Source organism: Paenibacillus sp. P4_A9 (assembly GCF_056402415.1).
In genome coordinates, this window is the sequence record NZ_JBFUHL010000042.1 from 23,953 (window position 1) to 48,054 (window position 24,102).

The 24,102-nt window shown below is 44.7% G+C and carries 21 protein-coding genes; 1 reads left to right on the forward strand and 20 read right to left on the reverse strand.

Annotated elements, in window-relative coordinates:
- Nucleotides 1-52: 52 nt before the first annotated feature.
- The 15 genes from AC1DVJ_RS22215 to liaF form a co-directional block, all read right to left on the reverse strand.
- Entirely contained in the window at nucleotides 53-523 is a 471-nt protein-coding gene (locus AC1DVJ_RS22215) for a mismatch-specific DNA-glycosylase (RefSeq protein ID WP_477593426.1), read from the reverse strand.
- Between the two features lie 57 nt (nucleotides 524-580).
- Nucleotides 581-1,813: a DUF1501 domain-containing protein gene (locus AC1DVJ_RS22220; RefSeq protein ID WP_477593380.1), complete on the reverse strand. Its 1,233-nt coding sequence runs from the start codon at nucleotides 1,811-1,813 to the stop codon at nucleotides 581-583.
- A 12-nt stretch (nucleotides 1,814-1,825) separates the two neighbouring features.
- Nucleotides 1,826-3,154, reverse strand: coding sequence for a DUF1800 domain-containing protein (locus tag AC1DVJ_RS22225; RefSeq protein ID WP_477593382.1), 1,329 nt, complete (start codon nucleotides 3,152-3,154; stop codon nucleotides 1,826-1,828).
- A gap of 124 nt (nucleotides 3,155-3,278) precedes the next feature.
- Nucleotides 3,279-3,836, reverse strand: a complete 558-nt coding sequence (locus AC1DVJ_RS22230) for an NADPH-dependent FMN reductase (protein WP_477593384.1) — start codon at nucleotides 3,834-3,836, stop codon at nucleotides 3,279-3,281.
- Nucleotides 3,837-4,026: 190 nt separating this feature from the next.
- A complete protein-coding gene (gene glnA, locus AC1DVJ_RS22235; RefSeq protein WP_477593386.1) occupies nucleotides 4,027-5,451 on the reverse strand; it encodes a type I glutamate--ammonia ligase in 1,425 nt (474 codons plus the stop codon).
- A 239-nt stretch (nucleotides 5,452-5,690) separates the two neighbouring features.
- On the reverse strand, nucleotides 5,691-6,734 hold the full coding sequence (gene aroF, locus AC1DVJ_RS22240) for a 3-deoxy-7-phosphoheptulonate synthase (RefSeq protein ID WP_477593388.1): 1,044 nt from the start codon (nucleotides 6,732-6,734) through the stop codon (nucleotides 5,691-5,693).
- A 154-nt stretch (nucleotides 6,735-6,888) separates the two neighbouring features.
- Nucleotides 6,889-7,401 carry a DUF2062 domain-containing protein gene (locus AC1DVJ_RS22245; protein ID WP_477593390.1) on the reverse strand — a complete coding sequence of 171 codons (513 nt, stop codon included), beginning with the start codon at nucleotides 7,399-7,401 and terminating at the stop codon, nucleotides 6,889-6,891.
- 63 nt (nucleotides 7,402-7,464) lie between these two features.
- Nucleotides 7,465-8,421 (reverse strand): 4-hydroxy-3-methylbut-2-enyl diphosphate reductase, encoded by a 957-nt coding sequence (locus AC1DVJ_RS22250; RefSeq protein ID WP_477593392.1) that lies wholly within the window; start codon nucleotides 8,419-8,421, stop codon nucleotides 7,465-7,467.
- A gap of 46 nt (nucleotides 8,422-8,467) precedes the next feature.
- Nucleotides 8,468-9,958, reverse strand: a complete 1,491-nt coding sequence (locus tag AC1DVJ_RS22255) for a sensor histidine kinase (RefSeq protein ID WP_477593394.1) — start codon at nucleotides 9,956-9,958, stop codon at nucleotides 8,468-8,470.
- 1 nt (nucleotide 9,959) lies between these two features.
- Nucleotides 9,960-10,649, reverse strand: coding sequence for a response regulator transcription factor (locus tag AC1DVJ_RS22260; RefSeq protein WP_477593396.1), 690 nt, complete (start codon nucleotides 10,647-10,649; stop codon nucleotides 9,960-9,962).
- A 123-nt stretch (nucleotides 10,650-10,772) separates the two neighbouring features.
- The gene (locus tag AC1DVJ_RS22265; RefSeq protein WP_477593398.1) at nucleotides 10,773-12,362 is read right to left on the reverse strand and encodes a S1C family serine protease; all 1,590 of its coding nucleotides are present in this window, start codon (nucleotides 12,360-12,362) and stop codon (nucleotides 10,773-10,775) included.
- 139 nt (nucleotides 12,363-12,501) lie between these two features.
- Complete coding sequence (locus tag AC1DVJ_RS22270; RefSeq protein WP_477593400.1) at nucleotides 12,502-12,915, reverse strand: YugN family protein; 414 nt, start codon at nucleotides 12,913-12,915, stop codon at nucleotides 12,502-12,504.
- Nucleotides 12,916-13,016: 101 nt separating this feature from the next.
- Nucleotides 13,017-13,667, reverse strand: a complete 651-nt coding sequence (locus AC1DVJ_RS22275; protein ID WP_477593402.1) for a response regulator transcription factor — start codon at nucleotides 13,665-13,667, stop codon at nucleotides 13,017-13,019.
- Nucleotides 13,668-13,669: 2 nt separating this feature from the next.
- On the reverse strand, nucleotides 13,670-14,704 hold the full coding sequence (locus AC1DVJ_RS22280; RefSeq protein ID WP_477593404.1) for a HAMP domain-containing sensor histidine kinase: 1,035 nt from the start codon (nucleotides 14,702-14,704) through the stop codon (nucleotides 13,670-13,672).
- Between the two features lie 9 nt (nucleotides 14,705-14,713).
- Complete coding sequence (gene liaF / locus AC1DVJ_RS22285) at nucleotides 14,714-15,772, reverse strand: cell wall-active antibiotics response protein LiaF (protein ID WP_477593406.1); 1,059 nt, start codon at nucleotides 15,770-15,772, stop codon at nucleotides 14,714-14,716.
- Nucleotides 15,773-16,044: 272 nt separating this feature from the next.
- Between liaF and AC1DVJ_RS22290 the strand changes: the two genes are divergently transcribed.
- Nucleotides 16,045-17,331, forward strand: coding sequence for an ammonium transporter (locus tag AC1DVJ_RS22290; RefSeq protein ID WP_477593408.1), 1,287 nt, complete (start codon nucleotides 16,045-16,047; stop codon nucleotides 17,329-17,331).
- A gap of 40 nt (nucleotides 17,332-17,371) precedes the next feature.
- On the opposite strand, the gene AC1DVJ_RS22295 is transcribed toward AC1DVJ_RS22290, so the two are convergent.
- The 5 genes from AC1DVJ_RS22295 to ytxC all read right to left on the reverse strand — a co-directional run bounded on the left by AC1DVJ_RS22295 (nucleotide 17,372) and on the right by ytxC (nucleotide 23,758).
- Complete coding sequence (locus tag AC1DVJ_RS22295; RefSeq protein ID WP_477593410.1) at nucleotides 17,372-17,752, reverse strand: hypothetical protein; 381 nt, start codon at nucleotides 17,750-17,752, stop codon at nucleotides 17,372-17,374.
- Nucleotides 17,753-17,830: 78 nt separating this feature from the next.
- Nucleotides 17,831-19,354 (reverse strand): methyl-accepting chemotaxis protein, encoded by a 1,524-nt coding sequence (locus tag AC1DVJ_RS22300; protein WP_477593412.1) that lies wholly within the window; start codon nucleotides 19,352-19,354, stop codon nucleotides 17,831-17,833.
- Nucleotides 19,355-19,692: 338 nt separating this feature from the next.
- The gene (locus AC1DVJ_RS22305; RefSeq protein WP_477593414.1) at nucleotides 19,693-20,343 is read right to left on the reverse strand and encodes a 3D domain-containing protein; all 651 of its coding nucleotides are present in this window, start codon (nucleotides 20,341-20,343) and stop codon (nucleotides 19,693-19,695) included.
- A 185-nt stretch (nucleotides 20,344-20,528) separates the two neighbouring features.
- Complete coding sequence (gene thrS, locus AC1DVJ_RS22310) at nucleotides 20,529-22,463, reverse strand: threonine--tRNA ligase (protein WP_477593416.1); 1,935 nt, start codon at nucleotides 22,461-22,463, stop codon at nucleotides 20,529-20,531.
- A 347-nt stretch (nucleotides 22,464-22,810) separates the two neighbouring features.
- Entirely contained in the window at nucleotides 22,811-23,758 is a 948-nt protein-coding gene (gene ytxC, locus AC1DVJ_RS22315; protein WP_477593418.1) for a sporulation protein YtxC, read from the reverse strand.
- Between the last annotated feature and the right edge of the window lie 344 nt (nucleotides 23,759-24,102).

Here is a 24,102-nt window from a genome sequence, read left to right on the forward strand (position 1 = left end):
ATGGCTATGATAGCAATATTCTGTTCAAGCATCAAGTAAAACCTCAAACGAGTTATACGAAACTTGTCAGAATTCCACGATATATCGCTACCATGTCTTCCAGCTTCATACGCACAAGTCCGCTAGAAGATGGGCACACATAATCAATAACGCCCTCTACCATCGGCTCCGGTTGACTTCCCCATGAGATGCCTTTGCGACCGCTATACTGCTCGTAAACGCCCTTTCCAACGAAGCAAACAACTTTGGGTCGGTAGGTCTGAATTTTCTCTTTTAAAATGTGCCGGCCCTCTCGGTACTCTTCTGCAGTGATTTCCGCTGCTGTCAACGAGGGGCGTGACACAATATTCGTAAAGCCGTAGCCGATTTGAAGCAGATCGCCATCTTCTTGCGGCTTGTAGAGCCAAGGGGTTAATCCCGCTTGCAGCAGGATGCGATAAAATCGATTGCTCGGATTCGCATAATGATGTCCGGTTTCCCCTGATCGGATACTCGGGTTGTAACCAACGAAGAGAATTTTCATATTCTCCGCTAGATGATCTGAGATTGCCGCAAGTTCCAAGCGCGCACCTCTTTCTATTTATATAAACTTTAAATTCTCATAAGTTTTACCTAATACGGTCGCTGTATCACCTTTTAACCACGAATCGATTAACGTACTATATACGGAGCGGAAATCCACCTCATATTTTAAATCACCATTATCCAGGTTGCTCAAACTCGGATAGCTCCCATACAGCCCGCCTTTCACCTTACCGCCAAAAACGAACATCGGTGCCGCTGTACCATGGTCTGTACCGCCGCTTCCGTTCTCCTTCACGCGACGTCCGAACTCGGAGAACACCATCACGGCAACACGATCCTGCAGCCCTTGTGCCTGCAAATCCTGATAGAACGCAGTTAGCCCTTCATCGACCTGCGTCAGCATTTGCGCATGCTGCTGCTTCTCATCCGCATGATCATCGAATCCGCCCACTTCTACATTGAAGAGCCGCGTGCCTGACTTTCCTGCTAATAGCTTCGTCACTAGCTGTAAGTCCCTTGCAAAATTCGTATTCGGATACTCGATTTTCTTCGTATAGGTAGCAGCAAGCGTTTGAATGGCTTCAACACTTTTGTACGCCTCGGAGCCTCTCGCCGATACGACACGCAGTTGCTCCAACGGATTCGATGCACCATACATATCCAAGAACGCTTTGGTTATTCTATTCTTGTCCATCAATGCGGTCTTGGGATCAAATACATGATAGGACTCCAGGGATTGAATCACTGGAAAGCTCGATTTATCGGAAGAGAACGCTTTGCTGCCCGAACCGCCAATCTGAATCGCTTTGAGCGGATTAGGATTACTCTGTAAGGAAGCTTCCGCATAACGAGCCAACCAGCCGCTGCGGCTCATCTTCGCAGGCTCTGCAGTTTGCCAGATTTCCATGGAACGAAAGTGAGAATGATTAGGCTCCGGATACCCAACTCCTTGTATAATAGCCATTTTGCCTAACTTATACAACGCTGCCAATCCTGTGAGACTAGGATGTAAGCCAACATGATTATCGAGCGCCAGAATTTCCTTCTGCCCATAAGCGAGTGTAGGCCGCGAATCATAGTAAATGCCTTGTCCATACGGGATCAATGTATTGATACCGTCATTGCCGCCGCTTAATTGCACAACAACCAGCACCGGGTCATCCACATCTGATTCGGAGTTCCCAGTCCATAGTGATTTACCCGTTTCTGTGAAAAGTGCTCCGCCAAGCCCTAGGGTTGCGAATAACGCTGTACCTTTGATCAGAAAATCCCTTCTCGTTAATTTCACCATGTTCCCCCCCTATTTCATCTGAGCTTCAGGACTTATCAATACGAGGTGCAATAGACCGCGCAAGCCTGTCATTTTCTGCTTCGTCTGTTGGGTATGTACAATGGTGTCATCCGCATAAGCGCTCAAGCTCATCTGCGTTTGCTCTGATAATTCCGTTATTCCCATGAGTTGCGCACAGAACTTCACCCATGCCATCGGCGACTCCGTTTGATCTGGTTTGAACTCTGATGAGCTTAGCAGCTGCCCGTTTATTTGCTTCGCAATGCCCTCAGCAAATTGATACCTCGCCAACAAACAGTTCGTTGTGAGCCAAGAGGTTCCGCCTCTCCAGCCTGCAACATCTGGAGGGACGAATAGTTCCTGCCCCATCTTCCGCATGGCTTGTGCGTGACCCTTGGCCACGTTGAGCTTGCAGCATTTCAGAATACCCGCTACATAATCAGCTGGTGTTTTAATTAGCGCCATTCTATATTTCTCATCGTAGAATTCATCGAATAAGAATAGCTCCTGCAGCACTTCACCCACTGTATGCTTCTGTATGATTAGTCCTGCTAAGGTCTGAACCCAACTCTCCGAAGGTGTATCGGTGACAAAATAATTCAACAGCTTCGCAGCCAGGAAAGTGGGCAAAGCTTTTTTATGAAATAAAATATCGATCACATCGTCTGCATCCAGCTTACCACTTTCACCCAACAATGTTTTGGAGTCGTTATCGTGCTGTTTGGCATTATAGTTGACCTTATGTTCATTCTTATTGTACGACCAGCCTGTGAATGCGCGTGCGGACTCCTGCACATCCATTTCGGTATAGTGACCAATGCCAAGCGTGAATAGCTCCATCACCTCTCGGGCATAATTCTCATTCGGCTTGCCCTTCTTATTCTGATTCACATCCAGCCAGATCATCATGGCAGGATCTTTGCCGATCTCAGTCAGCAGTTCTTTGAAATTGCCCAGGGCATATGTACGAAAGAGTTCATTTTGCCCCACCATGAGCGCCGTATCCTTCACCTTATAATTTGCCGTCGCAAAATGACCATGCCAAAACAGCGTCATCTTCTCGATGAGCGGCGTGGGTGAATTCACCATCCGATAGAGCCAGTACATCTGTTGATCCACTAACAGGAGTGGGTCCAAGGCTTTCTTCCCGTCCGCATGAAATTGATCAAAGGGAGCTAGCTTCATTCCATTATCTATCAAAGCTTCACCACTAACTAAGCGTCGTACCGATTCCGCCCGTCCGAGCGCCAAGCAAGCTGCAACTTCCTCTTTCGTTGAACCAAATCCTGCACGCAGTAAAAGATGCACAACTTCCTTGTTCGTCCACTGGGATCCCATGTTCTCCCCACCGTTCATTTTTTTCCATACTGTACCATATTAATGTGTCAAAAGTGTGTAGAAATACAAAAACCAAGTCAGGTGACTTGGTTACATTGTTTATTCCTGTCTTTAGCCGCAGCAATTACACATTCTTCTGTACCGAAAGTTGTTCGGCAAGCCCAAGGAAATATGTGACTACACGACGGATTCGCTTTTCCACATCGGGGTGGATGTCCTCAAAGCCAACATCTGTACGGAAGCTCTTGCGTTGATCGCCGCCAATCGAAATCCATTCTGGGCAGTTAATCCCATGTAGATTACGGACAACCGTCTGCAGCTGTGTCAGCGAGCTAACAGCAACCGCCCCGCCTGATGAGCTGACGGATAGCACAGCTTTGTCGTTGAAATGATCCTTTCCAACATGATCTAACGCATTTTTCAATACGCCAGAAATACCGCTGTGATACTCAGGCGTTGCCAGAACAATCGCTTCCGCGGATAGCATCGCTTGTTTGAATGCCCCCAGAGCTTCGTGATTGTCTCCATCGTCTTCGGGAGTATAGAAAGGTAACGGCGTCCGATACAGGTCGATCAGTGTTACGTCGTGTTGCTCCTGTGTTGCCAAGAATTGAATATATGTGGCAAGTCGTGTACTTGTTGCAGCTCCATGATTGCTTCCTGCAATAATTGTAATTTTCATCGTCTTTCATCCTTCCCAAAACTAATTATCGTTACGAATAGTATACCTAACATTTTTCGCTACTTCAACCTTAATTATAATAATTATAAAATAATAATTATTATATATATTACAGCAAAAAAACTACCCCCTTCATAGTGAGAGCTATGAAGGGGGCAGTTCTATCATGATATCGAATGAGTGCTAAGAATTAGCAATCAAAGTAAAGGTTGTACTCGTGTGGGTGAATACGGATTGCAACTTGTTTCGCTTCGCCGCGTTTCAAGTCGATGTAGTTATCGATGAAATCTTGTGTGAATACGCCGCCTTCAAGCAAGAAGTCGGAATCAGCTGCAAGTGCATCCAAAGCCTCGTCTAATGTACCAGGAACGCTGCGGATTTCAGCTTTCTCGCTATCAGACATTTCATAGATGTTAGTATCGAAAGGACCGTATCCAAGAGCACGTGGATCGATTTTCTTTTTGATACCGTCAAGACCAGCCATCAACATTGCCGCGAAAGCAAGGTATGGGTTAGCTGTGCTGTCTGGTGTACGGAACTCAATACGGCAACCTTTAGGTGTCACAGCTGCGATTGGAATACGAACTGCTGCAGAACGGTTACCTTTGGAGAATACAAGGTTTACCGGAGCTTCGTAACCAGGAACTAGACGTTTGAAGGAGTTTGTACTTGGGTTCGTGATCGCGATCAACGCTGGAGCGTGATACAGGATACCACCGATATAGTTAATAGCCATTTCGGAAAGGTTAGCATATGCGCCTTTTTCGTAGAACAAAGGGTTACCTTCGTTGAAAATGGACATATGAACGTGCATTCCGCTACCGTTGTCACCAAATAGTGGTTTCGGCATGAAAGTTGCAACTTTACCATATTCTCTCGCTGTGTTAGCAACGATATACTTGTATTTAAGCAGGTTGTCTGCTGTTTTAGTCAATGTGTCAAAACGGAAGTTGATCTCAGCTTGACCAGCTGTAGCTACTTCATGGTGATGACGCTCGATACGAAGACCTGCGTCAGCAAGTTTATTACACATTTCGGAACGGATATCTTGTTGGGAATCCATTGGTGCTACTGGAACGTAACCGCCTTTAACTGGAACTTTGTAACCAAGGTTACCGCCTTCTTCTTTACGGCCTGTGTTCCAACCAGCTTCTTCGGAGTCAACTTCGAAGTAAGACTTGTTCATACCGTTCTCAAAACGAACATCATCAAAGATGAAGAATTCGGATTCTGGAGCGAAGTATGCAGTTGTACCAACGCCTGTTGTTTGCAAATACTCTTCAGCCTTTTGAGCGATGCTACGTGGATCACGGTCATAACGGTCGCCTTCAGGTGTATGGATGTTGCTCATAATTACTAGTGTTGGGTGTGCTGTGAAAGGATCCACATAAGCAGTTTCTGTATCTGGCATCATTACCATGTCAGATTGTTCAATACCACGGAATCCTGGGATTGATGAACCGTCAAAAGCTACGCCATTTACGAATGTTTCTTCATCTACTTCTGTAGAAGGCAAAGAGATATGTTGCGCTTTACCGGAAAGACCTACGAAACGAAAATCTACCCACTCAATATTTTTTTCCTTAATTAGGTTCAACACGTTTTGAACTGACATTTAAAAACCCTCCCATTTCCGTACATTCAACGTACTTTGCATGATTAATGTTCAACTTTTGCTTGTTTTCTTTCACATATTATATAGCGATACCTCCAACACAGTCAATACTTATGTCAGGTATTTTTTAAAGATGTGTAAGCTATTCTTACACTTAAGCACAATTTACACATGTATCCAAAAACAGGAAAAAAGTTTCTCCCTATTTATGGAGAAACCCATTCCCGTGAAACCGTATATTACGCCAAAATGGCTTCTTTCTTCGTATCAAACTTCTTACCAAGTAATGGAGCAAGTTTCTCAAGATCAGATAACAAATGAGCAAATTGATCTGGGAACAAGGACTGCACACCGTCGCCTGTCATTGAATTGTCGGGATCTGTATGCATTTCAATGATTAAGCCGTCAGCGCCAGCAGCTACGGATGCTTTCGTCATTGGAACTACAAGCTCTCTCCGCCCGGTTCCATGACTTGGATCTGAGATAACTGGCAAGTGACTTAATTGTTTAAGCACTGGAATCGCCGACAAGTCTAACGTATTTCTTGTATACGTCTCGAATGTGCGGATTCCGCGTTCACAAAGCATAACATTTGGGTTGCCGCCAGCAAGAATGTATTCAGCTGCATTCAAGAATTCATCATATGTAGAGCTAAATCCACGTTTGAGCAATACGGGTGTTTGAATCGTTCCTAATTTACGAAGGAGATCAAAATTTTGCATATTACGCGTTCCCACTTGCAGGATGTCCGCGTATTGTGCACATACATCAACGTACTCAGGTGTCATAACTTCCGTAATTGTAAGAAGACCATGCTTCTTACCCGCTTCAGCCATCATGATCAAGCCTTCAACACCAACGCCTTGGAAGCTGTAAGGACCTGTTCTTGGTTTAAAAGCACCGCCGCGAAGCACCTGTCCGCCAGCTGCTTTCACCAAGCGAGCAATCTCATCGATTTGCTCTGGTGTTTCTACCGCGCAAGGGCCGCCCATCACGACGAGTTGCTCCCCACCGATTTCAACACCTTTGATATTAATGACGGTATCCGCTGGATGGAAATCACGGCTAGCCAACTTGTAAGACTTCGAGATTTTCACAACTTGCTCAACGCCTGACATTTGACGAAGCTGTTCAGCTAATTTCGGATCCGCTTGACCGATGATGCCAATTACCGTACGATCCTCGCCTTTGGAAACATGTGCTTGAACTCCTTGCTTTTCGATAAATTGCACGATTTCCTGAATACGCTCATCCGATGTTTTGTTTGATGTAACTGCGATCATGTGATCCACGCTCCTATTTGATTTATTATGGGATAATTAATTATCATTTCACTTACATGCTTCAACGCTTGTTCGCTTCTACGCTTTTATGCTTTTAACCACTAAAGTAAATATACAACGCTTGACGAGATTTCGTCAAGCGCTAATTTATTTTCTATTCATTTGTTTGCGACGGTGCTAACTGATCTTTACGTATTCTACGCTTTTCTTTCCGGCGATTCGTGTGGTACTTGAGCAAGAGCACAACTGGGAAATAAGCAATAATGCCAAGAACAAGACCGACTACCATACCACCGACAATTAAATCCAAACCACTTCGAATAATATTAGAGAGAAGATTCGGCAAATGGTGGATCAAATAGTGCTTTAAACCCTTAGGTACTAACGCTTCCCCAACCTGCTTATTTAGAATGGACATGGGAATATAGATGACTTTACCGAAAACAAAGCCAATTAAAGCCGCAGGCAGGTTCGCTCTCAGTAGATAAACCAATGGAAATATGAGAACAAAAGCAAAGCCCGCAGTCGGTAATGTGAACATCTCAACGAATAAACCTATCGAAAAGCCCCTTGCTACCATGGAAGGACCGCCCTTGGCACGTAAAAGAAGTAAATATTTATACTTAAACCAACGTTTAGTACTTTTCCAATCGTAGCGAGCTTTCATCATTTTCACCTTCTGAGTACTTTGCATGCTAGTTTCAATCCCGTCGAGTGGAATAAGCAGGAGTTACACATTACTTGCTGCTTTAGATTTAACAGGGGGAATCAGTTTCTTCATATTAATAGTACGTACGATTTCCCAACTGGTTTCATCTTTCGCATCGTAGTTCTCCAAATAGGTAATAACCTCTTTGGTTATCGGTGTTGGCGTTGAAGCCCCTGAGGTTACACCCACTTTACGAACATTCGCCAACCATTCACGTTTCAATTCAGAGACATCTGAGATTCGGTAAGCCATAACACCAGCGATCTCTTGAGAAACCTGTGCTAAGCGGTTCGAATTGTTACTTTTCGGATCTCCAACTACAATGACAAGATCAACTTCCTTTGCTTGCTCCGCGACAGCTTCTTGTCGAACTTGCGTAGCCAAGCAAATTTCATTATGAATTTCAGCTTTCGGGAAAAGTGCCAATAACCGATTCATAATATGTTTAATATCCCATTGACTCATCGTTGTCTGATTCGTAATGATGATACGGTTCGACTTCAGATTGAGCTGTTCAGCTTCCTCAAGCTTCTCAATGAGGTGCACATGTTCAGGAGCTACGCCAATAGCCCCCTCTGGCTCTGGATGACCTTTTTTGCCAATATAAATAATTTCGTAGCCGTCTGCGACTTTCTCACGAATCAAATCATGCGTCTTCGTAACATCCGGACATGTAGCATCGACAACGGTCAGACCTTTGTCACGCGCCATACGTCTTACTTCTGGCGAAACGCCGTGAGCAGTAAAAATAACAGTCCCTGTTTCGACTTGCGACAAAATCTCGAGACGATTCTCACCATCCAGCGTGATGACGCCTTCTTCTTTAAAGAAATCGGTCACATGCGCGTTATGAACAATCATGCCTAGAATATATATAGGTCTGGGAAGATTTAAATTTTTAGCAGTTTGCATGGCGAGCGCCATAGCGTCAACAACCCCATAACAGTAACCTCTGGGGGATATTCGAACAACTTCCATTTCTTCCACCTGCCTAAGCCATCGTATTTCCTCTAATTATATCTGATTATATGGAATGAGGGAAGTTTGCCGGCAGCCAGATTAAAAAGGTACTTCCTTCATCCTTCCGTGTGGTGACTTCAACAGACCCGTCATGCTCATCAATAATCCATTTGGCTATGGAAAGACCCAATCCCGTCCCCGTCGTAATCCCTCTCGATAAATCAGCGCGATAGAAACGATCGAAAATATGAGGAATATCTTCTTTATCCATCCCTATGCCGGTATCCGATATGCGTATGCCAATAAAGTTGTTCCTACGTATCGCCTCAATGGTAACAGTCCCCGCGGGTGTATATTTAAAAGCATTTTCAATAAATATAAACAACAATTGCTGCAGATAATCGCGGTTTCCTTGCACAATTGCATCTTCGAGCGCTTCTAGATTGCCCACTTGCCACTCGGCCGTATGCTCGAGCAATTGTGATCTCCTAACCACCTCATGAACTAGCGGCATGAACTCGATCGGTTGTTTCTCCATGAGTACACCGGCATCCGCCCTCGCAAGCGCAAGTAAATCATTGACTAACCTACTCATCCGCTGCGCTTCTCCGGCAATGTCGTGCATAGCCTCTAGTGAAATCTGGACTTGGTCTGGCGTTGCCAGCGCTTTGGTCCCCGACGTTTGCTTCCACATTTTCTCCAGCAAATCCACGTTACCACGTATCGTCGTCAGTGGCGTACGAAGCTCATGCGAAGCATCCGATACGAATCGTCGCTGCGCGCGGTAAGCTTCATCTAATTCCACATACGTAATCTGTATGCGCGACAGCATGCCATTAATCGTATTCGTCAACCGCCCTATTTCATCTAGAGGACCATCATAGTGAATTCGCTTCTCTAGATCATCACCACTCTCAATTTGGTTCGCAGCATCAATCACACGCTCAATTGGCTTAAGCGCTTTACGCGCCAAGAACCAGCCCAACGAAGCGGCAACGATAATGGTTAAAATAGCCCAAATGATCAGCGTATTACGAAGTGTGACCGCTGTTCTCTCATAACTCCCTATGGGCACAGCAGATTGAAGAATACCAATGAGGTTTGATTTATTATCCGTTATGCCTAAGTGATAAATGAGAAAATCTTGATTAAGAATCTTGGTTTTCTCAAAAAAACCAACCTCAGCTTGACGCTTGTCGACTTGCTGTTGCAGTTTATCAATCGTCGACTGCACAATGGGAAGTGTTTGATCATAATATTGCAAATTAGCCGATCGGTTATAGCTCTTCAGCACAATATTATATAATTGTAAAAACGTATTCGTGGAGTAAAAATCTCTACTTTCTAACTCTAGATCGACAACAAGCCCCTTTTGAGAAAGAGCGATGCTTTTCTGAATACGTGTGGAGCTGCTGACGGCTTCCCTTTTTACATCTTGACGAATTTGATCATAAAGGAAATAGTTCAAGAAGAAATAGAGAACAATGCCAAAAAGCAGCATGGTGATGGCCAATATGCCTGAATACCAGAGCGTTAGCCGCAGGCGAAGCGACATCTTAATTTTCCCCTCTCATTACATAGCCTGCTCCTCGAACCGTTTGAATCAAACGTTTATGACCAAATTCTTCTGTCTTTTGACGCAATAGTGCTATGTAAACCTCTAAGACATTGGACTCACCACTATAATCGTAGCCCCATATCTTCTCCATAATGATATCCCTCGACAGTACTCGTTTTGGATTTTGCATGAATAAATGCAATAAATCAAACTCTTTCGTCGTTAATTCAATCAGCTTCTCATTGCGGAAAACCTCACGTGTATCTAAATCTAGAATGGCATCTTCAAAGCTTAGCCGATTGTTCATCTGTTCAGGTCGTTCCGTTCTTCGACGAAGTAATACACGTACTCTCGCTAGCAGCTCTTCCAAAGCAAAGGGCTTGACCAAATAATCGTCAGCACCCAAATCCAGACCTTTCACGCGATCGCTTATATCATCCTTCGCAGTCAGCATAAGAATCGGCACTTCACTGCCGCTCTCACGAATCCGGCGAACAACTTCCCAGCCATCGATATGCGGCATCATGACATCTAAAATAATTAGCTGCGGCTCTGTCACCAGCATTTGCTTGAGACCCTCTAAGCCATTAGCTGCTGTGGTCACTAAATAGCCTTCAAAGGCAAGTCCTCGTCTAAGCATGGATGTGATCTTCTCATCATCATCAATAACCATAATATTTTCTCTCATTGGTCCGCCCCCCATTCTTCTATTCTATTGTAGCAAAATTACCGCCTAGCAAAAAGAAGCAGAGCCTGCAAGCTTGAGGCCGCGGACTCTACTTCCCTTCATTTAATTCATTAAGCTTACAGTTTACTCAGCTGGTGTCTCAGCAAGCGTATTTTTATCGCCAACCGTAACTGGGACTTCAGTTCGCTTCCCATCACGAATAATACCTAACGTAACTTTGTCGCCAACCTTCGTTGCTTGAACCTTAGTTATCAACTCTTGCGAGTTTTTGATCTTCGTACCATTCAAATCTACGATCACATCATATTGGCGTAATCCAGCTTGGAAGGCCGGGCTCTTACGGGTAACACTGCCAACCAACGCGCCATCTGTGTTCGGAAGTTTCAATTCACTAACCCAATCTTGGCCGATATCTTGCAGACCAACACCAAGGTAAGGAATTGGCTCCTTCGGAATTTTCACATTATTTTTGAGATTTTCTAGAACAGATGAAATTGTGCTTGTTGGAATCGCAAACCCAATACCTTGCGCTTGTGAGCTTACCGCTGTATTGATCCCAATCACTTCACCGTTTAGGTTAAGCAGCGGACCGCCTGAGTTACCAGGGTTAATGGAAGCATCCGTTTGCAATAAATGCTTATATTCACGAGTACCCTTCTCATCCGGAATGCTAATTGGACGCTCCTTCGCACTAAGCACACCAACAGTTACCGTGTGGTCGAACCCGTAAGGGTTTCCGATCGCAACAACCCAATCACCAACATTAACGTCATCCGCTGATCCTAGCGGGAGGATTGGGAATTCTTTCTCTCCCTCTATTTTGAGTACGGCCAAATCCAAATCGTAGCTGTTACCCAGCAATTTCGCTTTAAAAGGCTTCTCATAACCTTCTACGGTTATTTGAATTTCGTCCGCACCGTCAACAACATGCTCATTCGTTAAGATATAACCTGTTTTTTCGAAAATAAAGCCAGTTCCCATGCCCGCTGGTTGTAACTGTCCGCTTCCTGCGTCATTTTGACCACTCTTAGGTGTTGTTTGACCACCACCGTTGTCGCCAAAAAACTGACGAAAGAACGGATCATCGAAAAGTGAGTTACCGCCGTTACCGCGGCTGGATTGCTTAGGTTTTACGAGTGCTTCAACCTTAACAATGGCAGGTCCTGCGTTCTGAGCAATCGCCGCGATGTTACCAGGGCGAACAACGTCAAGAGCAGCATTCTTCACTTCGCCGCCATTGCTGTTCGAGCTGCTTGCTGTGGTTGTCGCTGAGCCAGAAGCTAGCGGTTGGTTACCTGAAAACATGTTCGTTTTATCCGCTGTAAACATCAACGCACTGACAACAAGTGCTCCTGCCATGAAAGCAGCAAAAATGCTTTTCACCGAGGATCTCTTCTTCGCATTCGGATCCCAGCCTGCTGGACCTTGTGTCCCATTCTCTGGTCCAAAGCTGAACGGGCGCAACGTCTTCGGCGGCGTTACTTCTACATTCGTCGTGACTTCCGAACTTGAGGAAGAAGTAGTTAAGGATTGTCCTTCACTTTCTTCATTAAAAGCGGATTTGTAAGGCCCATATGAATAGTAGTAGGAAGGTCTTTCTTTATTTGGCTCATGCCCCTCATTTGCACGTGATTGTTCTTGTGTATTGTCCTCATTGTTATCATTATTCTGCGGCTTGAAAAAGTCGCTGTAGTCTTTTTTGTTATCGTCCATAGGTCTTACCTCCATTGATTAAAGTTATAAGTGCATGTTCTCTTGAAGGATCATGTTGTTCTCTATGTGTCTATCATGCACTCACAACCTTAAGCGAATATTAAAAAACAATAAATGGGAGGTAAAAATAGGACATAATTTAATGAATCCAGGCTTTTTCAACTTTTTGCAGCACGCTCGCAGCTTCTTTCACCCATTTGTCCTCGATGCTGGCATCGGAGTCCAGTGGCGCTTGGAACTGATCGATCAATGCGCCTGCCGTCTCAATTTCAGCATCAGGATCTAGTCCTTCATTATAGACATGCTTCAGCACAAAAGGGGTACCTACTTCGACGACTGCATCCGTCGCCTCAACATCGCCGTCAATTCTACCGGTAATGACTTGTACGGGAATTCGCAGCCAAACCTTATTCGCCTCATCCAGAGAACGATCAAAGTAGCCATGGTCGTAATCCCAGCCCCCGCCCAAGTTAAAATCAAACTGTTCTAGCTGGGCACGCACCTTGTCAAATGATTCTTGAACCTGCTCCAGTGAGGAAGATAATGGTTTCATTGAGATGGACACTCCTTAAGCGCTCATAGTATTTTACTTACGCATAGAATGTGCCAAATTGACGTTTTTATGTGCGATAGTCCCTCTATTTATTCATTTTGCTAAACCCATCCTTTGCGATGAGCGAAAATGGCTAATTGTGTCCGATCATCAAGTTCACACTTCATCAACAGGTTACTGACGTGTGTTTTGACCGTTTTGATACTAATAAAGAGTTCTTCGGAAATGTCCTTGTTGCTTTTCCCTTCGGCAATTAACAGAAGCACTTCCCGTTCCCGAGCCGTTAATCCTTCTTGTTCCGGCACTTCACTTCGCTGTCTAATGCCTCTAGTCAGTGCTTGCGATACTTCAGCATTCATAACAGGCATCCCGCGGTATGCGCTCTGAATCGCGTGAATCAGCTGGTCCGAAGATACGGTCTTCAGCATATAACTAATGGCACCCGACTCAACAGCCTCCAGAACTTTGGCTTCCTCCAGAAACGAGGTTAACATGATCACTTTCACCTGTGGAAACTTGTCACAAATCAGCTTCGTCGCACCAATACCATCCAACACTGGCATCGTTAAATCCATAAGAATAACATCCGGAAGGGACGGTAAACGATCTCCTTTTAATTGATCGAAAGCATCTTGACCATTCGAAGCCTCTCCGACGACTTCCAAACCTAGTTCCAATGAGATATACGTCCGCAAGCCCACTCGTACCATATCGTGATCATCGACAATCATGACTTTAATGTTCGGATTCATCGTTATTTTCCCCCTGATTGCCCAGAAAATCGCGGAATACGCACGCGCACGCGAGTTCCAGAGCCTAATTTGCTATCAATCTCCACTTCGCCGCCTAGCTTTTGTGCTCGTTCTCGCATGGTTGACAGGCCATGCGAAGCAGAAGGAATATCTCTTCGTTCAAAGCCTTGACCATCATCCTGCAATTGCAACACATATTGATGTTCTCTTTCGTAGATCACCAAGCGAACTTGCTTGGCCGAGGCATGCTTAATGACATTCGCAAGACCTTCTTGAATAATGAGAAAAAACTGATGCTCAATCGCCTCAGAGATAAGTTCAGGCAGCGAAACATCAAGTTGACCCTGGATTTCATGGGTCCGGCAAAATTCCGGGAACCATTTCTCCAGGGCTTCTTGTAAGCTCATATCCTTTAATTCAATCGGTCTTAGCTGTGAAATGAGCCCCCGCATCTGTTTCTGAGCATGATGGGACATCTCGATGAGTTGATTCATCAAGGTAGGTGCAGCGGCTGGGTTTCTTTCTAAAATCTTCGGAAGGGAGGAAGCCGACATATGGATAGCAAATAGCTCTTGGCTCACCGTATCATGGAGATCTCTCGCAAGTCGGCGTCTTTCCTCCATAACTGCGTTCTCGGTTAACTCCTGATCCCGAATCGCTTCTGCTTCCCCTAGCTTTTGCATGAGCTGTACCCGTTCTTCGATCGATGCAGCCATGCTGTTAAAAGCAGCATACAAGTAGAGGAAAGGCTCCACAGGCTCCATATCGATACGAACCGAAAAATTCCCTTTAGACAACTCCAGCATAGCAACATGCAGTTCATCTACCTTGCGCTGCCATCTTCGAGTCGCAATATACCCAATGGTCAAGCACACCACAAGAATGGCTATAACAAACCACATCCGAAACTCCCAAGAACTAAGTTGCTCCTCATAATATTCAAGTACGATATAAATACCCGATACCGTCAGTACACTCGAGATCAGAAAGTAATTCAGCAGCTGCCACTTCATATTGAACATTCGCAATTTGTACATGCTCCATCCTTAACCTATCCTTTTAATGGTGATATCACCGATAAACATGCTGGTCGTTACGACGATTTTATGTTCAGCTTCTTCATAGTGAGAGGTTTGCGTTCGAATGTTGCGTAAAAAACCACTTTCAAAACGATCAAGTACCTTCATATCGCCAATAAAAGAGCTGGCCATGACACGAACCTCAACGTCCATGTCATTCGGGATGAAAATCTTCACATCGCCAATGAAGGCCGTAACATGAATCGTTGTTTCTCCACGAGGAATAGATGCACGTGTTAGGTCGATAACGGAGTCACCAATAAAGTGAGAGATTTGAACCGGCTTTAATTCCCAAGCCTCTTGACCAAGATGAACATCTCCGATAAAGCCATGACGGTGAAGAACATCACCCGAATCGAAATTCCGAACAAAACCATCATATTTGTTATGGGGTTGGCCATCCTTCCATTCATCATGCTTCTCGTTATCGGGGTATGCACCGTGAATATCCTTTAGCACTTCCTTCTCTTCATCGGTTAGACCCTGTTTCACATTGTTTGACGAAGAATGATTCATCCGTTCTTTCAGATTACTCGATGAACCTTTGGAAGTATTCCACGCACCTGACTCCCATTGCTGCTTATGGTGATGGTGTGAATGGCGCAATCGATTCGCTTCTCGCCGTGCTCTTCTTTCTTCATCTCTTGCTTTCTTTATTGCAGGCCAATCAGGTGACTCTTTTTTGCTTGGTCTAAAAATAACATTTAAACCAATCAATATTAAAGCTACTGGAATCAGAAATTTAAACATTTCACTAAGTGATAGATCGGTAAGATTTAAATTGTTCAATAGAAAAATAGTTCCGACACCGCACATCATCAAGCTGCCAATGGAACCACCCCAATGATACTTACGCTGTGAGACGAATCCAATTAGCCCATAAAAAATAAGAATAACAGGCCAATACGTTGAAAACATATAGGCGACATCCACTTTAAGGATTCCCAATTGATTTAGTAAAAAGAGAGTGCCCGCGGATACGAGAACAAGCCCCCAGATCATTCTTTGAAACATATGCGGATTCATACGTTCTTCCTCCATTTGTGTGAAGCGTTGTTAAGATAATTCTAGTTTATAAGATACTAGGTAGAATGAAAAGAGACGTTGGATTGAAGGCGTCCTCCGTCTTGAGACCGATATTTCAGAGACTACCACAACCAAACCTCACATGACTGTTGTATAAGACGAACATTTTAATTCTCATGTTATGTATTCTTACGTAATTCGTTGACATGCTTATCATCAGAACCGTATAATTGGTGCTGAGAACGCAAGTATTATAAGGAGAGATTACAAGGATGGATCAAATCCAACAACTTACTTCTGGCCTAGACACTATTTGGGTTGTTTTGACTGCTGCCATGATTTTATTAATGGAAGGCGGCTTCGCCTTACTTGAAGCAGGGTTTGTACGACAAAAGAATGCGGTAAGTATTATCATGAAAGTATTTGTAGATATTGCATTCGGCGCTCTTATTTTTTACTTCTTTGGATTTGCACTGATGTATGGGAAAGACATAGGGGGAATCATTGGTACAACAGGCTTTTTCATGGGGGGAGATTTAACACATATCGCATTAACCATCTCACATGATACCTATTGGTTATTCCAATGCGCCTTTGTTATTGCCGTTATCTCGATTGTATCCGGAGCTGTAGCAGAACGCATCAATTTTCGCGCTTATATTCTTTATACGATAGCCATGACTGGATTAATCTATCCCATTGCTGGTCACTGGGTATGGGGCATTAATGGATGGCTTGGCAAGCTTGGCATGGTCGACTTCGCTGGCTCAGCCGTTATCCACGGACTTGGCGGTTTCTCTGCTCTTGCCGCAGCAATGATCATTGGCCCGCGAATTGGCAAGTTCACTGCCGATGGGAAAGCTAACATCGTCCCCCCATCTAATCTGCCGCTTGCCTCTGTAGGTGCATTTATCCTTTGGTTCGGTTGGTTTGGCTTTAATGCTGGAAGTACATTAAGCGCTACCAATACATCGATCGGGCACATCGCAGTCACCACGATGCTATCCGCTGCAGCAGGCTGTGCGGCCTGCATTCTATTCACTATGATGCGTTATCGCAAGGCAGACCCACCCATGGTTATCAATGGTGCGCTTGCTGGACTCGTTGGAATTACCGCAGGCTGCGCCTTCGTCAGTGACGCTGCAGCGATCTGCATTGGCGCGATATGCGGGATTGCCATGGTCTTCGCAACGGAAATACTGGAAGCCAAACAGATTGATGATCCCGTTGGCGCCTTCCCCGTACATGGTATCAGCGGCAGCATCGGTACACTCGCCGTTGGTTTATGCTCAATGCCAGATGCAATCCGCGAAGGAACAGCTGGATTATTCTATGGCGGAGGCTTTCATCTCCTAGGCGTTCAAGCACTAGGTCTCGTTACCGTCTGCGCATGGGGCTTCTTCATCACTTGGGTTATCATGAAGCTGATTAAGCTAATTGTACCCTTACGTGTAAGTCGGGACGAGGAATTAGTTGGTCTAGATGTTGGCTCTCACGGTGTTCCAGCCTATAGCCAGGAAGAAGGATTCTTGGACTTACAGCATTTGAAAAAAGAATGAATACATAAGAAGAGGACACTGCAATCGCAGTGTCCTCTTCTTATGTTGAAAATATATCTTCGAATTCGTCCGGGAACGTAATATCGTCACCCTGCTTAGAATCATTCATGATTTGTCTTGCTTGCTGGATTTCAGCACGAAGCTTTCTTACTTGCTCCATAGGTTTCTTCACATAATGGATATACTCTACAGCAAGATGATGATCGGGCTTCTTACCGGAGAACATGCGTCGAAACGATGACATTGTTTGATAAGCCCGTTCTTCCTTCATTCTCTTGATCTCATATCGCTCAACGACCTGCTCAATCTCCCGAGCCTGTTGTTCTTTGCGTGCAATAAAAGCTTCCAAGAAGGGAAGTACCTCCGCGGCTTTCCTAGGTGTTCTCAGGGGCTTTCCATCCGATCGTAATGCTTGCAGCATGTTCCATCACCTATCTCTCCGTGTCAAGATTTATAACAGTAATCTTATTTTACACTAAAAAGAGTGGTTTGAGAACTATTAATTTAACACTAAATCGATTCCAACGACACCAATTGGCGTTCCCATGTCATCTATGACGGATTTAGACAATGTAATACATGGTTTTTTCGTAATAGCTGACACGTACTCGTCCGAAATGAAGAGTTCACCCGCCATTGCACGCTTCCACCACTCTCTCCCTTTGGCATTCACCAAGCCCGCCTCTGGCTGCGAGTAGATAAAGGTTCCATCCCCGCGATTCGACCAAATCGCTTCAATCCCTGCTGTTTTCTTCAATATTCCGTGCAAGTGCGAGGCATGCTTATCTTCCACCAATGATTTGATGTCAGGTACTCGAACAAGCGCGTTTAACAATTGCTTCATTTCATCAATATTGACATGAACACTTCCATGCTTACTCTTCATCCCTACGGCCTGAATGGCCTGAACGAGCTCTGCGGAAGAGCGATCTAAATTTTGATTGATATGTTGCAGTCTCGAAACCTCATGCCGCTGCTTTTTCATTTGATCCAGTGTATGCTCTACACTCGACATCGTCTCATTCATCAAATCCACCACTTCACCTAAAGAAGTTCTAGTCCCAGTAACCAGGGTGGACTGGTGTTTCGTTGAACTAGTTGTACTTGCCACTAGGCTATTCACGTGAAGGATCAATGAGAAAATCGTATCAATTTTCCCTTTCATCACCTTCATCTCATCAATTCCGTGCGTAACAGAAGCTTTCTCTTCTGCAACGGCCGCAACCACTTGTGAAACGCCACTCTCAATATCAGCTAGAAGCTCTGACGACTTCTGAACGGCTTCATGACTTTGCGCAGCCAACTTCTTAATTTCCTGTGCAACGACGGAGAAGCCTCTTCCATGTTCACCAGCTCTAGCCGCTTCAATCGAAGCATTCAAGGCAAGCAATGACGTTTGAGCAACGACTTCCGTAATGAACGTATTGATTTCTTCAATTTTCGAGGTATGCTCGGTTAGATCTTGAATTTTCTTCTGCATCGTATCGTTGTTCACATGTAAATCGTTCATAACCTCATCTGTCGCATTCAGGGAGCGACATACATCAACCACCGTATCTTTGGTTTGTTCACTTTCCCGATGCATATGTAACGACGAATCTAAGATTTGATCAGCAGCCGCAGCCACCTGTTGAATCGCAGCAAAGGCTTCTTGGAGCTGCCCTGCAGCGTGCTGGCTTCGTCCCTTCAATTCCTCTTCCCCTTGAATAGAAGCATCTGCAATCTGAAGTAGATGCCCGATAGAGCGATTGACCTCTTCAACCGCTGCTGCTAGTCGATCTGCAACAACCTGTGATTCTTGAATAAATGTACGGAATTGTTCTTCGTGATCAAGCGATCCCAGCTCTTGTGCTCGAACGGATGCTCTCGAAACAAGCAATGCGCCTACTCCCATAATGAGGAAAACAGCGATACTAACTAGCGTAACCCAAGCTGATTCCGAAAATAAAGCGAATACATTTACACCCATGCCAATAAGTACAAAACCGTAGAACCAAGCTTTCTGCTTTGAATCCGTCGACATCAGCAAGCGGAACTCCTCCCAAAAGGAACAAAATGTTAGTTTTTGTTACATTATATCGTAGGAGGGCTTGAAAAGAAATGAAAAAACTTTTACATTCTAACGCAGAAAAACGGAGACCCTTTCGGATCTCCGTCTTTTCAACAAAGCTATTTTTTATTTATTTTGGTTTTGTGTGTTGTTTTGTTGCTGCTTATTAGGTACCGCTACTTCAGTAGCAAATTCCGTGTCTTGCGCTGCTTTCTTGTTGTTCTTGTTCTTTGCCATGTCAATCACCTCCTGTAATAGTATGATTTCCAAAACAGGATTTTTTATGAATTTCTTTTTTACAAAATTGAACTTTACAGCGCTTTTGCAGGAGTCAGTATTTCATCCTTTAACTGCTTCCAAATGACCTCAGTCACTTTCCCATTTCCTTTTTTCACCACAAACACCTTGACGGTCTTCTTCCCCCACTCTTTATAAACCTGGTCCTTCGTGTTGAAATACAGGTCGATTTTCTTCCCTTTAATCGCACTTCCTGTATCTGCAACTACCCCGTAGCCATAACCTGGTATAAATAAAACTGTACCTAAAGGGAACACCTTGGTATCTGCCGCGATCGTCGATAAAGCCTTATCATCACGCATGACTTTAATCCCTGAATACGTAATCCCATAGGAAGGGTGGTCCGGATTCTTACCTGTAGATTCTTTACCTGCAGAATACCCGGTTGCTGTCACTTCGACTGCCGTGTATTTGGATAAATCCGAATCTAGATTTGGAATAAAGCGGTAACTAGCTTGTTGTTGATGCTCTTGTGCAACAGGCCATGCAGCAGGAAGCACAATCCTTGCCTTATTGTCCCGCTGATCTCTTATATGGGTATCGGTGTTTACCGCCCTATTGTTACCTTGATTGCTAGCCTCTTCTCCAAAAAACACAACCAAAACGGTGAGCACCATCCATGCTAATATCCATTTGGATTGCACCTGCGCATCGGTTATTCTCATTGTTTTAAGCCTCCCCCTACTAAAGTAGGCTTTCCATTTCCTTTCATCAATAAACCTCCACAAACAGACTCACTGTATAACATGTCCCCCTTTTGCCTACTTATGCACGTAGAAAACACTTTTTTGGAACGCAAAAAGCAGAGAAGTGAAAAGCACTTCTCTGCTTTTATAGGAACTAATAAGAGTTACAGTTTGTTTTTGATCTCTTCTTGAATCATGTTGATGACTTCAGCAATCGGTTGAGTACCCAGATCCCCTTGTCCCCGCTTACGGATGGACAAGCTTTCATTCTTCACTTCGTTCTCGCCAACGACGAGCATGAAAGGAATTTTCTCCAGCTGCGCTTCTCTAATTTTGTAACCTAGCTTCTCATTCCGATTATCAGCTTCAACACGAATACCAGCTTCTCTTAGTTTGTCAGTCACCTGATTAGAGAACTCTTCAAACGCAGGTGATACTGGAATAACTTTCGCTTGTGTTGGCATTAACCATGTTGGCAAAGCACCAGCGAAATTCTCAAGCAAGAAGGCTGTCATGCGCTCCATTGTAGAGATGATTCCTCTATGAATAACGACTGGACGATGTTTCTGACCATCTTCACCTGTGTACTCCAATTGGAAACGCTCCGGTAGCAAGAAATCAATTTGTGCCGTTGAAAGTGTTTCTTCCTTCTTCAACGCTGTTTTGATTTGAACATCTAATTTAGGACCATAAAATGCAGCTTCACCTTCTGCTTCGTAGAACGGCAAACCTAACTCCTCGACTACTTCACGCAGCATGCGTTGGGAAGTTTCCCACATTTGATCATCCTGGAAGTACTTTTCTGTATCCTTTGGATCCCGGTAAGATAAACGGAAACGGTAGTCTGTGATTCCGAAATCTGCGTAAACTTGACGGATCAAGGTAACAACGCGGGAGAACTCTTCTTTTATTTGATCCAAACGGCAGAAGATATGAGCATCATTCAATGTCATCGCACGCACACGGTGCAAGCCTGTCAATGCGCCTGACATTTCATAACGGTGCATCGTGCCAAGTTCAGCGATACGAACCGGCAAATCACGGTAGCTGCGCATGTCACTCTTGTACACCATCATATGGTGAGGACAGTTCATAGGACGAAGAACAAGCTCCTCATTGTCCATGATCATTTTCGGGAACATGTCTTCTTGATAGTGCTCCCAGTGACCAGATGTTTTGTATAACTCTACATTGGCAAGTACAGGTGTGTACACGTGTTGGTAGCCTAGACGTTCTTCCAAATCAACAATGTAACGCTCCATTGTGCGTCTAAGTTTCGCGCCATTTGGCAACCAAAGCGGTAAGCCTTGACCAACTTCGCGTGAGAAGGCAAACATTTTAAGTTCGCGGCCTAATTTACGGTGATCACGTTTCTTAGCCTCTTCGAGCAAGAGCAAATGCTCATCCAGTTGTGCTTTCTTAGGGAAAGCAGTTCCGTAAATGCGCTGCAGCATTTTGTTTTTCGCATCGCCGCGCCAGTAAGCACCAGCAACACTCAACAATTTGAACGCCTTAATGCGTCCAGTTGAAGGCAAATGCGGCCCGCGGCACAGGTCAAAGAATTCACCTTGATCGTAGATCGTTAATACGGAGTCTTCCGGTAGATCACGGATCAATTCTAGCTTGAACGGATCCTCCATCTCTGTGAAAATACGAAGAGCTTCATCACGGGAAACAACGCGGCGTGTAATCGCCAAATTTTCGTTTGAGATGCGCTCCATTTCCTTTTCGATTTTGATCAAATCTTCAGGATTCAGCGGTGTTTCCAAATCGATATCATAGTAGAAGCCATCCTCAATCACAGGACCAATTCCTAGCTTAACCGCTTTGTTGCCATAAATGCGTTTGATCGCTTGTGCCATCAAATGCGCTGTGCTATGACGGTACATCTCTAGGCCCGCTTCGCTATCGAGCGTTAGGATTTCAACATCCGCATCATTGTCCAATGGAAAAGATAAATCAACGGATTTACCGTTAACTTTGCCGCCAACTGCATTTTTCTTTAGACCGGTTGAAATGGATTCCGCCACTTGCTCAATTGTTGTCCCCACTGCATACTCTCTTACTGCACCATCTGGTAATTTTACTTGTACAACCATCTTCGTTGCCTCCTAAATTCTGTGAATTGAACGCAAAAAAGCACACTTCATCCCATAAAGGGACGAGTGCGCTCAGCTCGTGGTTCCACCCTAGTTCGATTCGCTCATACCCAAAGGGTAAGTCGAATCCTCATAAGCATTCGTTAACGGGAATGATTCCGGTACTGTATAGTATCGCACCTGCAAGTCAGGCCGAATTCCACAATACGGCTACAAAGGGGTAAACAATCCGATTCGCTGAAGGAGATTGCAGCCTGGTCTCCTCTCTCTGAGCAGTTCATACAGAAAGTTCTTGTCTTTGATACTAACGCCTTCGATCACTATTATAAATGGCAAGGAGAGCAAGGTCAAGGGGATAGTTGATCCTGCTTCTTGGCATCTCCGAGATAAAGGTCACAAGTACGGCAATAGCTGCACACGGATGTACGGTCCTCGAAGATCTGCCCTATCGTTTTGATGATCGTCAATTCAGGATCCCGTGTATGAATGTAAATGTTGGCGGGAGAAACCGTAATGAGTGTACTCACGATCATATCCTCGAAATTGATGTCCTTCTCCAGCATTTCCATTCGAAAGCTTGCATCAAATTCATTCGCATCAATAGGCTCCATTCTGTCATTCAGAATGACAAACTCATGGCCACCTTTATGAATGAGATGAGCAGCTGGTATTTTGGCCTCTTGAATATAAACGAAATATTGCAGAAGCGAAATAAATTCCTGATACTGGCGGTCCATCATGAACTCATCAATCGCGTACTCGACAATTTCTCGTAACTCTTCCTTGTACTCCTGGATCCGAAATTTCAGGAAGCCATCTAGGCTGATCTGAGGATTTTCCTCGAGCAAGCCGTTTATCTGTTCCTTCAGCATTTGTACGCGACGAAGCCGGCAAGGGCTGCTGTTCACCAGCGGTAACCCTTCCAGCACACTCTCTTGGATCAATGATTGCTTACAGTATCCTTCAATGGCTTCAATGTCTGTCAATTTCTCATATTTAAAATCCTTCGTGATCAGATTACGCACAATGCTGGATTCCTTGTCCGCTACAATGTGGCTCGCCAGCACTCCTGCTAAGCAGGCTCTTACCTGAGCTTCATGGACCTGCGGATCGTGGTGTACACTCCCCGCTTCCGCTTCCACATAAATAAAAGCACGTGTCTCACTACAAGTGTAAGTAGCCGTTAAACCATTTTCTACGATATGTAAATACTGCAGCGCTTGCTTCACCTGCGCGCTCAGCGAACGTACATAGGATTCTTCGACATCGATTAGGGCAATTGCAAACAGTTCCATGTGCTCACTCCTTCCATCTATCCATCCTCCTCTTAAGAGTATATGGTCGATAGCAGAGAGATATACAACGAACAATTTGCCATTTGTGGGTGGGGCGGAGGGGACAGATATAGCTTAGCTCGTTTTCCGAGCCTATTGGCGCGAAGCAATCCGATTAGGCTCGTTTTCCGAGCCTATTGGCGCGAAGCAATCCGATTAGGCTCGTTTTCCGAGCCTATTGGCGCGAAGCAATCCGATTAGGCTCGTTTTCCGAGCCTATTGGCGCGAAGCAATCCGATTAGGCTCGTTTTCCGAGCCTATTGGCGCGAAGCAATCCGATTAGGCTCGTTTTCCGAGCCTATTGG

Excerpts from the sequence above, each read along its gene's own strand:
- AC1DVJ_RS22215 (WP_477593426.1), bottom strand. The coding sequence starts at position 523 with ATGAAAATTCTCTTCGTTGGTTACAACCCGAGTATCCGATCAGGGGAA.
- AC1DVJ_RS22225 (WP_477593382.1), bottom strand. The coding sequence starts at position 3,154 with ATGGGATCCCAGTGGACGAACAAGGAAGTTGTGCATCTTTTACTGCGT.
- AC1DVJ_RS22230 (WP_477593384.1), bottom strand. The coding sequence starts at position 3,836 with ATGAAAATTACAATTATTGCAGGAAGCAATCATGGAGCTGCAACAAGT.
- glnA (WP_477593386.1), bottom strand. The coding sequence starts at position 5,451 with ATGTCAGTTCAAAACGTGTTGAACCTAATTAAGGAAAAAAATATTGAG.
- aroF (WP_477593388.1), bottom strand. The coding sequence starts at position 6,734 with ATGATCGCAGTTACATCAAACAAAACATCGGATGAGCGTATTCAGGAA.
- AC1DVJ_RS22245 (WP_477593390.1), bottom strand. The coding sequence starts at position 7,401 with ATGAAAGCTCGCTACGATTGGAAAAGTACTAAACGTTGGTTTAAGTAT.
- AC1DVJ_RS22250 (WP_477593392.1), bottom strand. The coding sequence starts at position 8,421 with ATGGAAGTTGTTCGAATATCCCCCAGAGGTTACTGTTATGGGGTTGTT.
- AC1DVJ_RS22255 (WP_477593394.1), bottom strand. The coding sequence starts at position 9,958 with ATGTCGCTTCGCCTGCGGCTAACGCTCTGGTATTCAGGCATATTGGCC.
- AC1DVJ_RS22260 (WP_477593396.1), bottom strand. The coding sequence starts at position 10,649 with ATGAGAGAAAATATTATGGTTATTGATGATGATGAGAAGATCACATCC.
- AC1DVJ_RS22265 (WP_477593398.1), bottom strand. The coding sequence starts at position 12,362 with ATGGACGATAACAAAAAAGACTACAGCGACTTTTTCAAGCCGCAGAAT.
- AC1DVJ_RS22270 (WP_477593400.1), bottom strand. The coding sequence starts at position 12,915 with ATGAAACCATTATCTTCCTCACTGGAGCAGGTTCAAGAATCATTTGAC.
- AC1DVJ_RS22275 (WP_477593402.1), bottom strand. The coding sequence starts at position 13,667 with ATGAATCCGAACATTAAAGTCATGATTGTCGATGATCACGATATGGTA.
- AC1DVJ_RS22280 (WP_477593404.1), bottom strand. The coding sequence starts at position 14,704 with ATGTACAAATTGCGAATGTTCAATATGAAGTGGCAGCTGCTGAATTAC.
- liaF (WP_477593406.1), bottom strand. The coding sequence starts at position 15,772 with ATGAATCCGCATATGTTTCAAAGAATGATCTGGGGGCTTGTTCTCGTA.
- AC1DVJ_RS22290 (WP_477593408.1), top strand. The coding sequence starts at position 16,045 with ATGGATCAAATCCAACAACTTACTTCTGGCCTAGACACTATTTGGGTT.
- AC1DVJ_RS22295 (WP_477593410.1), bottom strand. The coding sequence starts at position 17,752 with ATGCTGCAAGCATTACGATCGGATGGAAAGCCCCTGAGAACACCTAGG.
- AC1DVJ_RS22300 (WP_477593412.1), bottom strand. The coding sequence starts at position 19,354 with ATGTCGACGGATTCAAAGCAGAAAGCTTGGTTCTACGGTTTTGTACTT.
- AC1DVJ_RS22305 (WP_477593414.1), bottom strand. The coding sequence starts at position 20,343 with ATGAGAATAACCGATGCGCAGGTGCAATCCAAATGGATATTAGCATGG.
- thrS (WP_477593416.1), bottom strand. The coding sequence starts at position 22,463 with ATGGTTGTACAAGTAAAATTACCAGATGGTGCAGTAAGAGAGTATGCA.
- ytxC (WP_477593418.1), bottom strand. The coding sequence starts at position 23,758 with ATGGAACTGTTTGCAATTGCCCTAATCGATGTCGAAGAATCCTATGTA.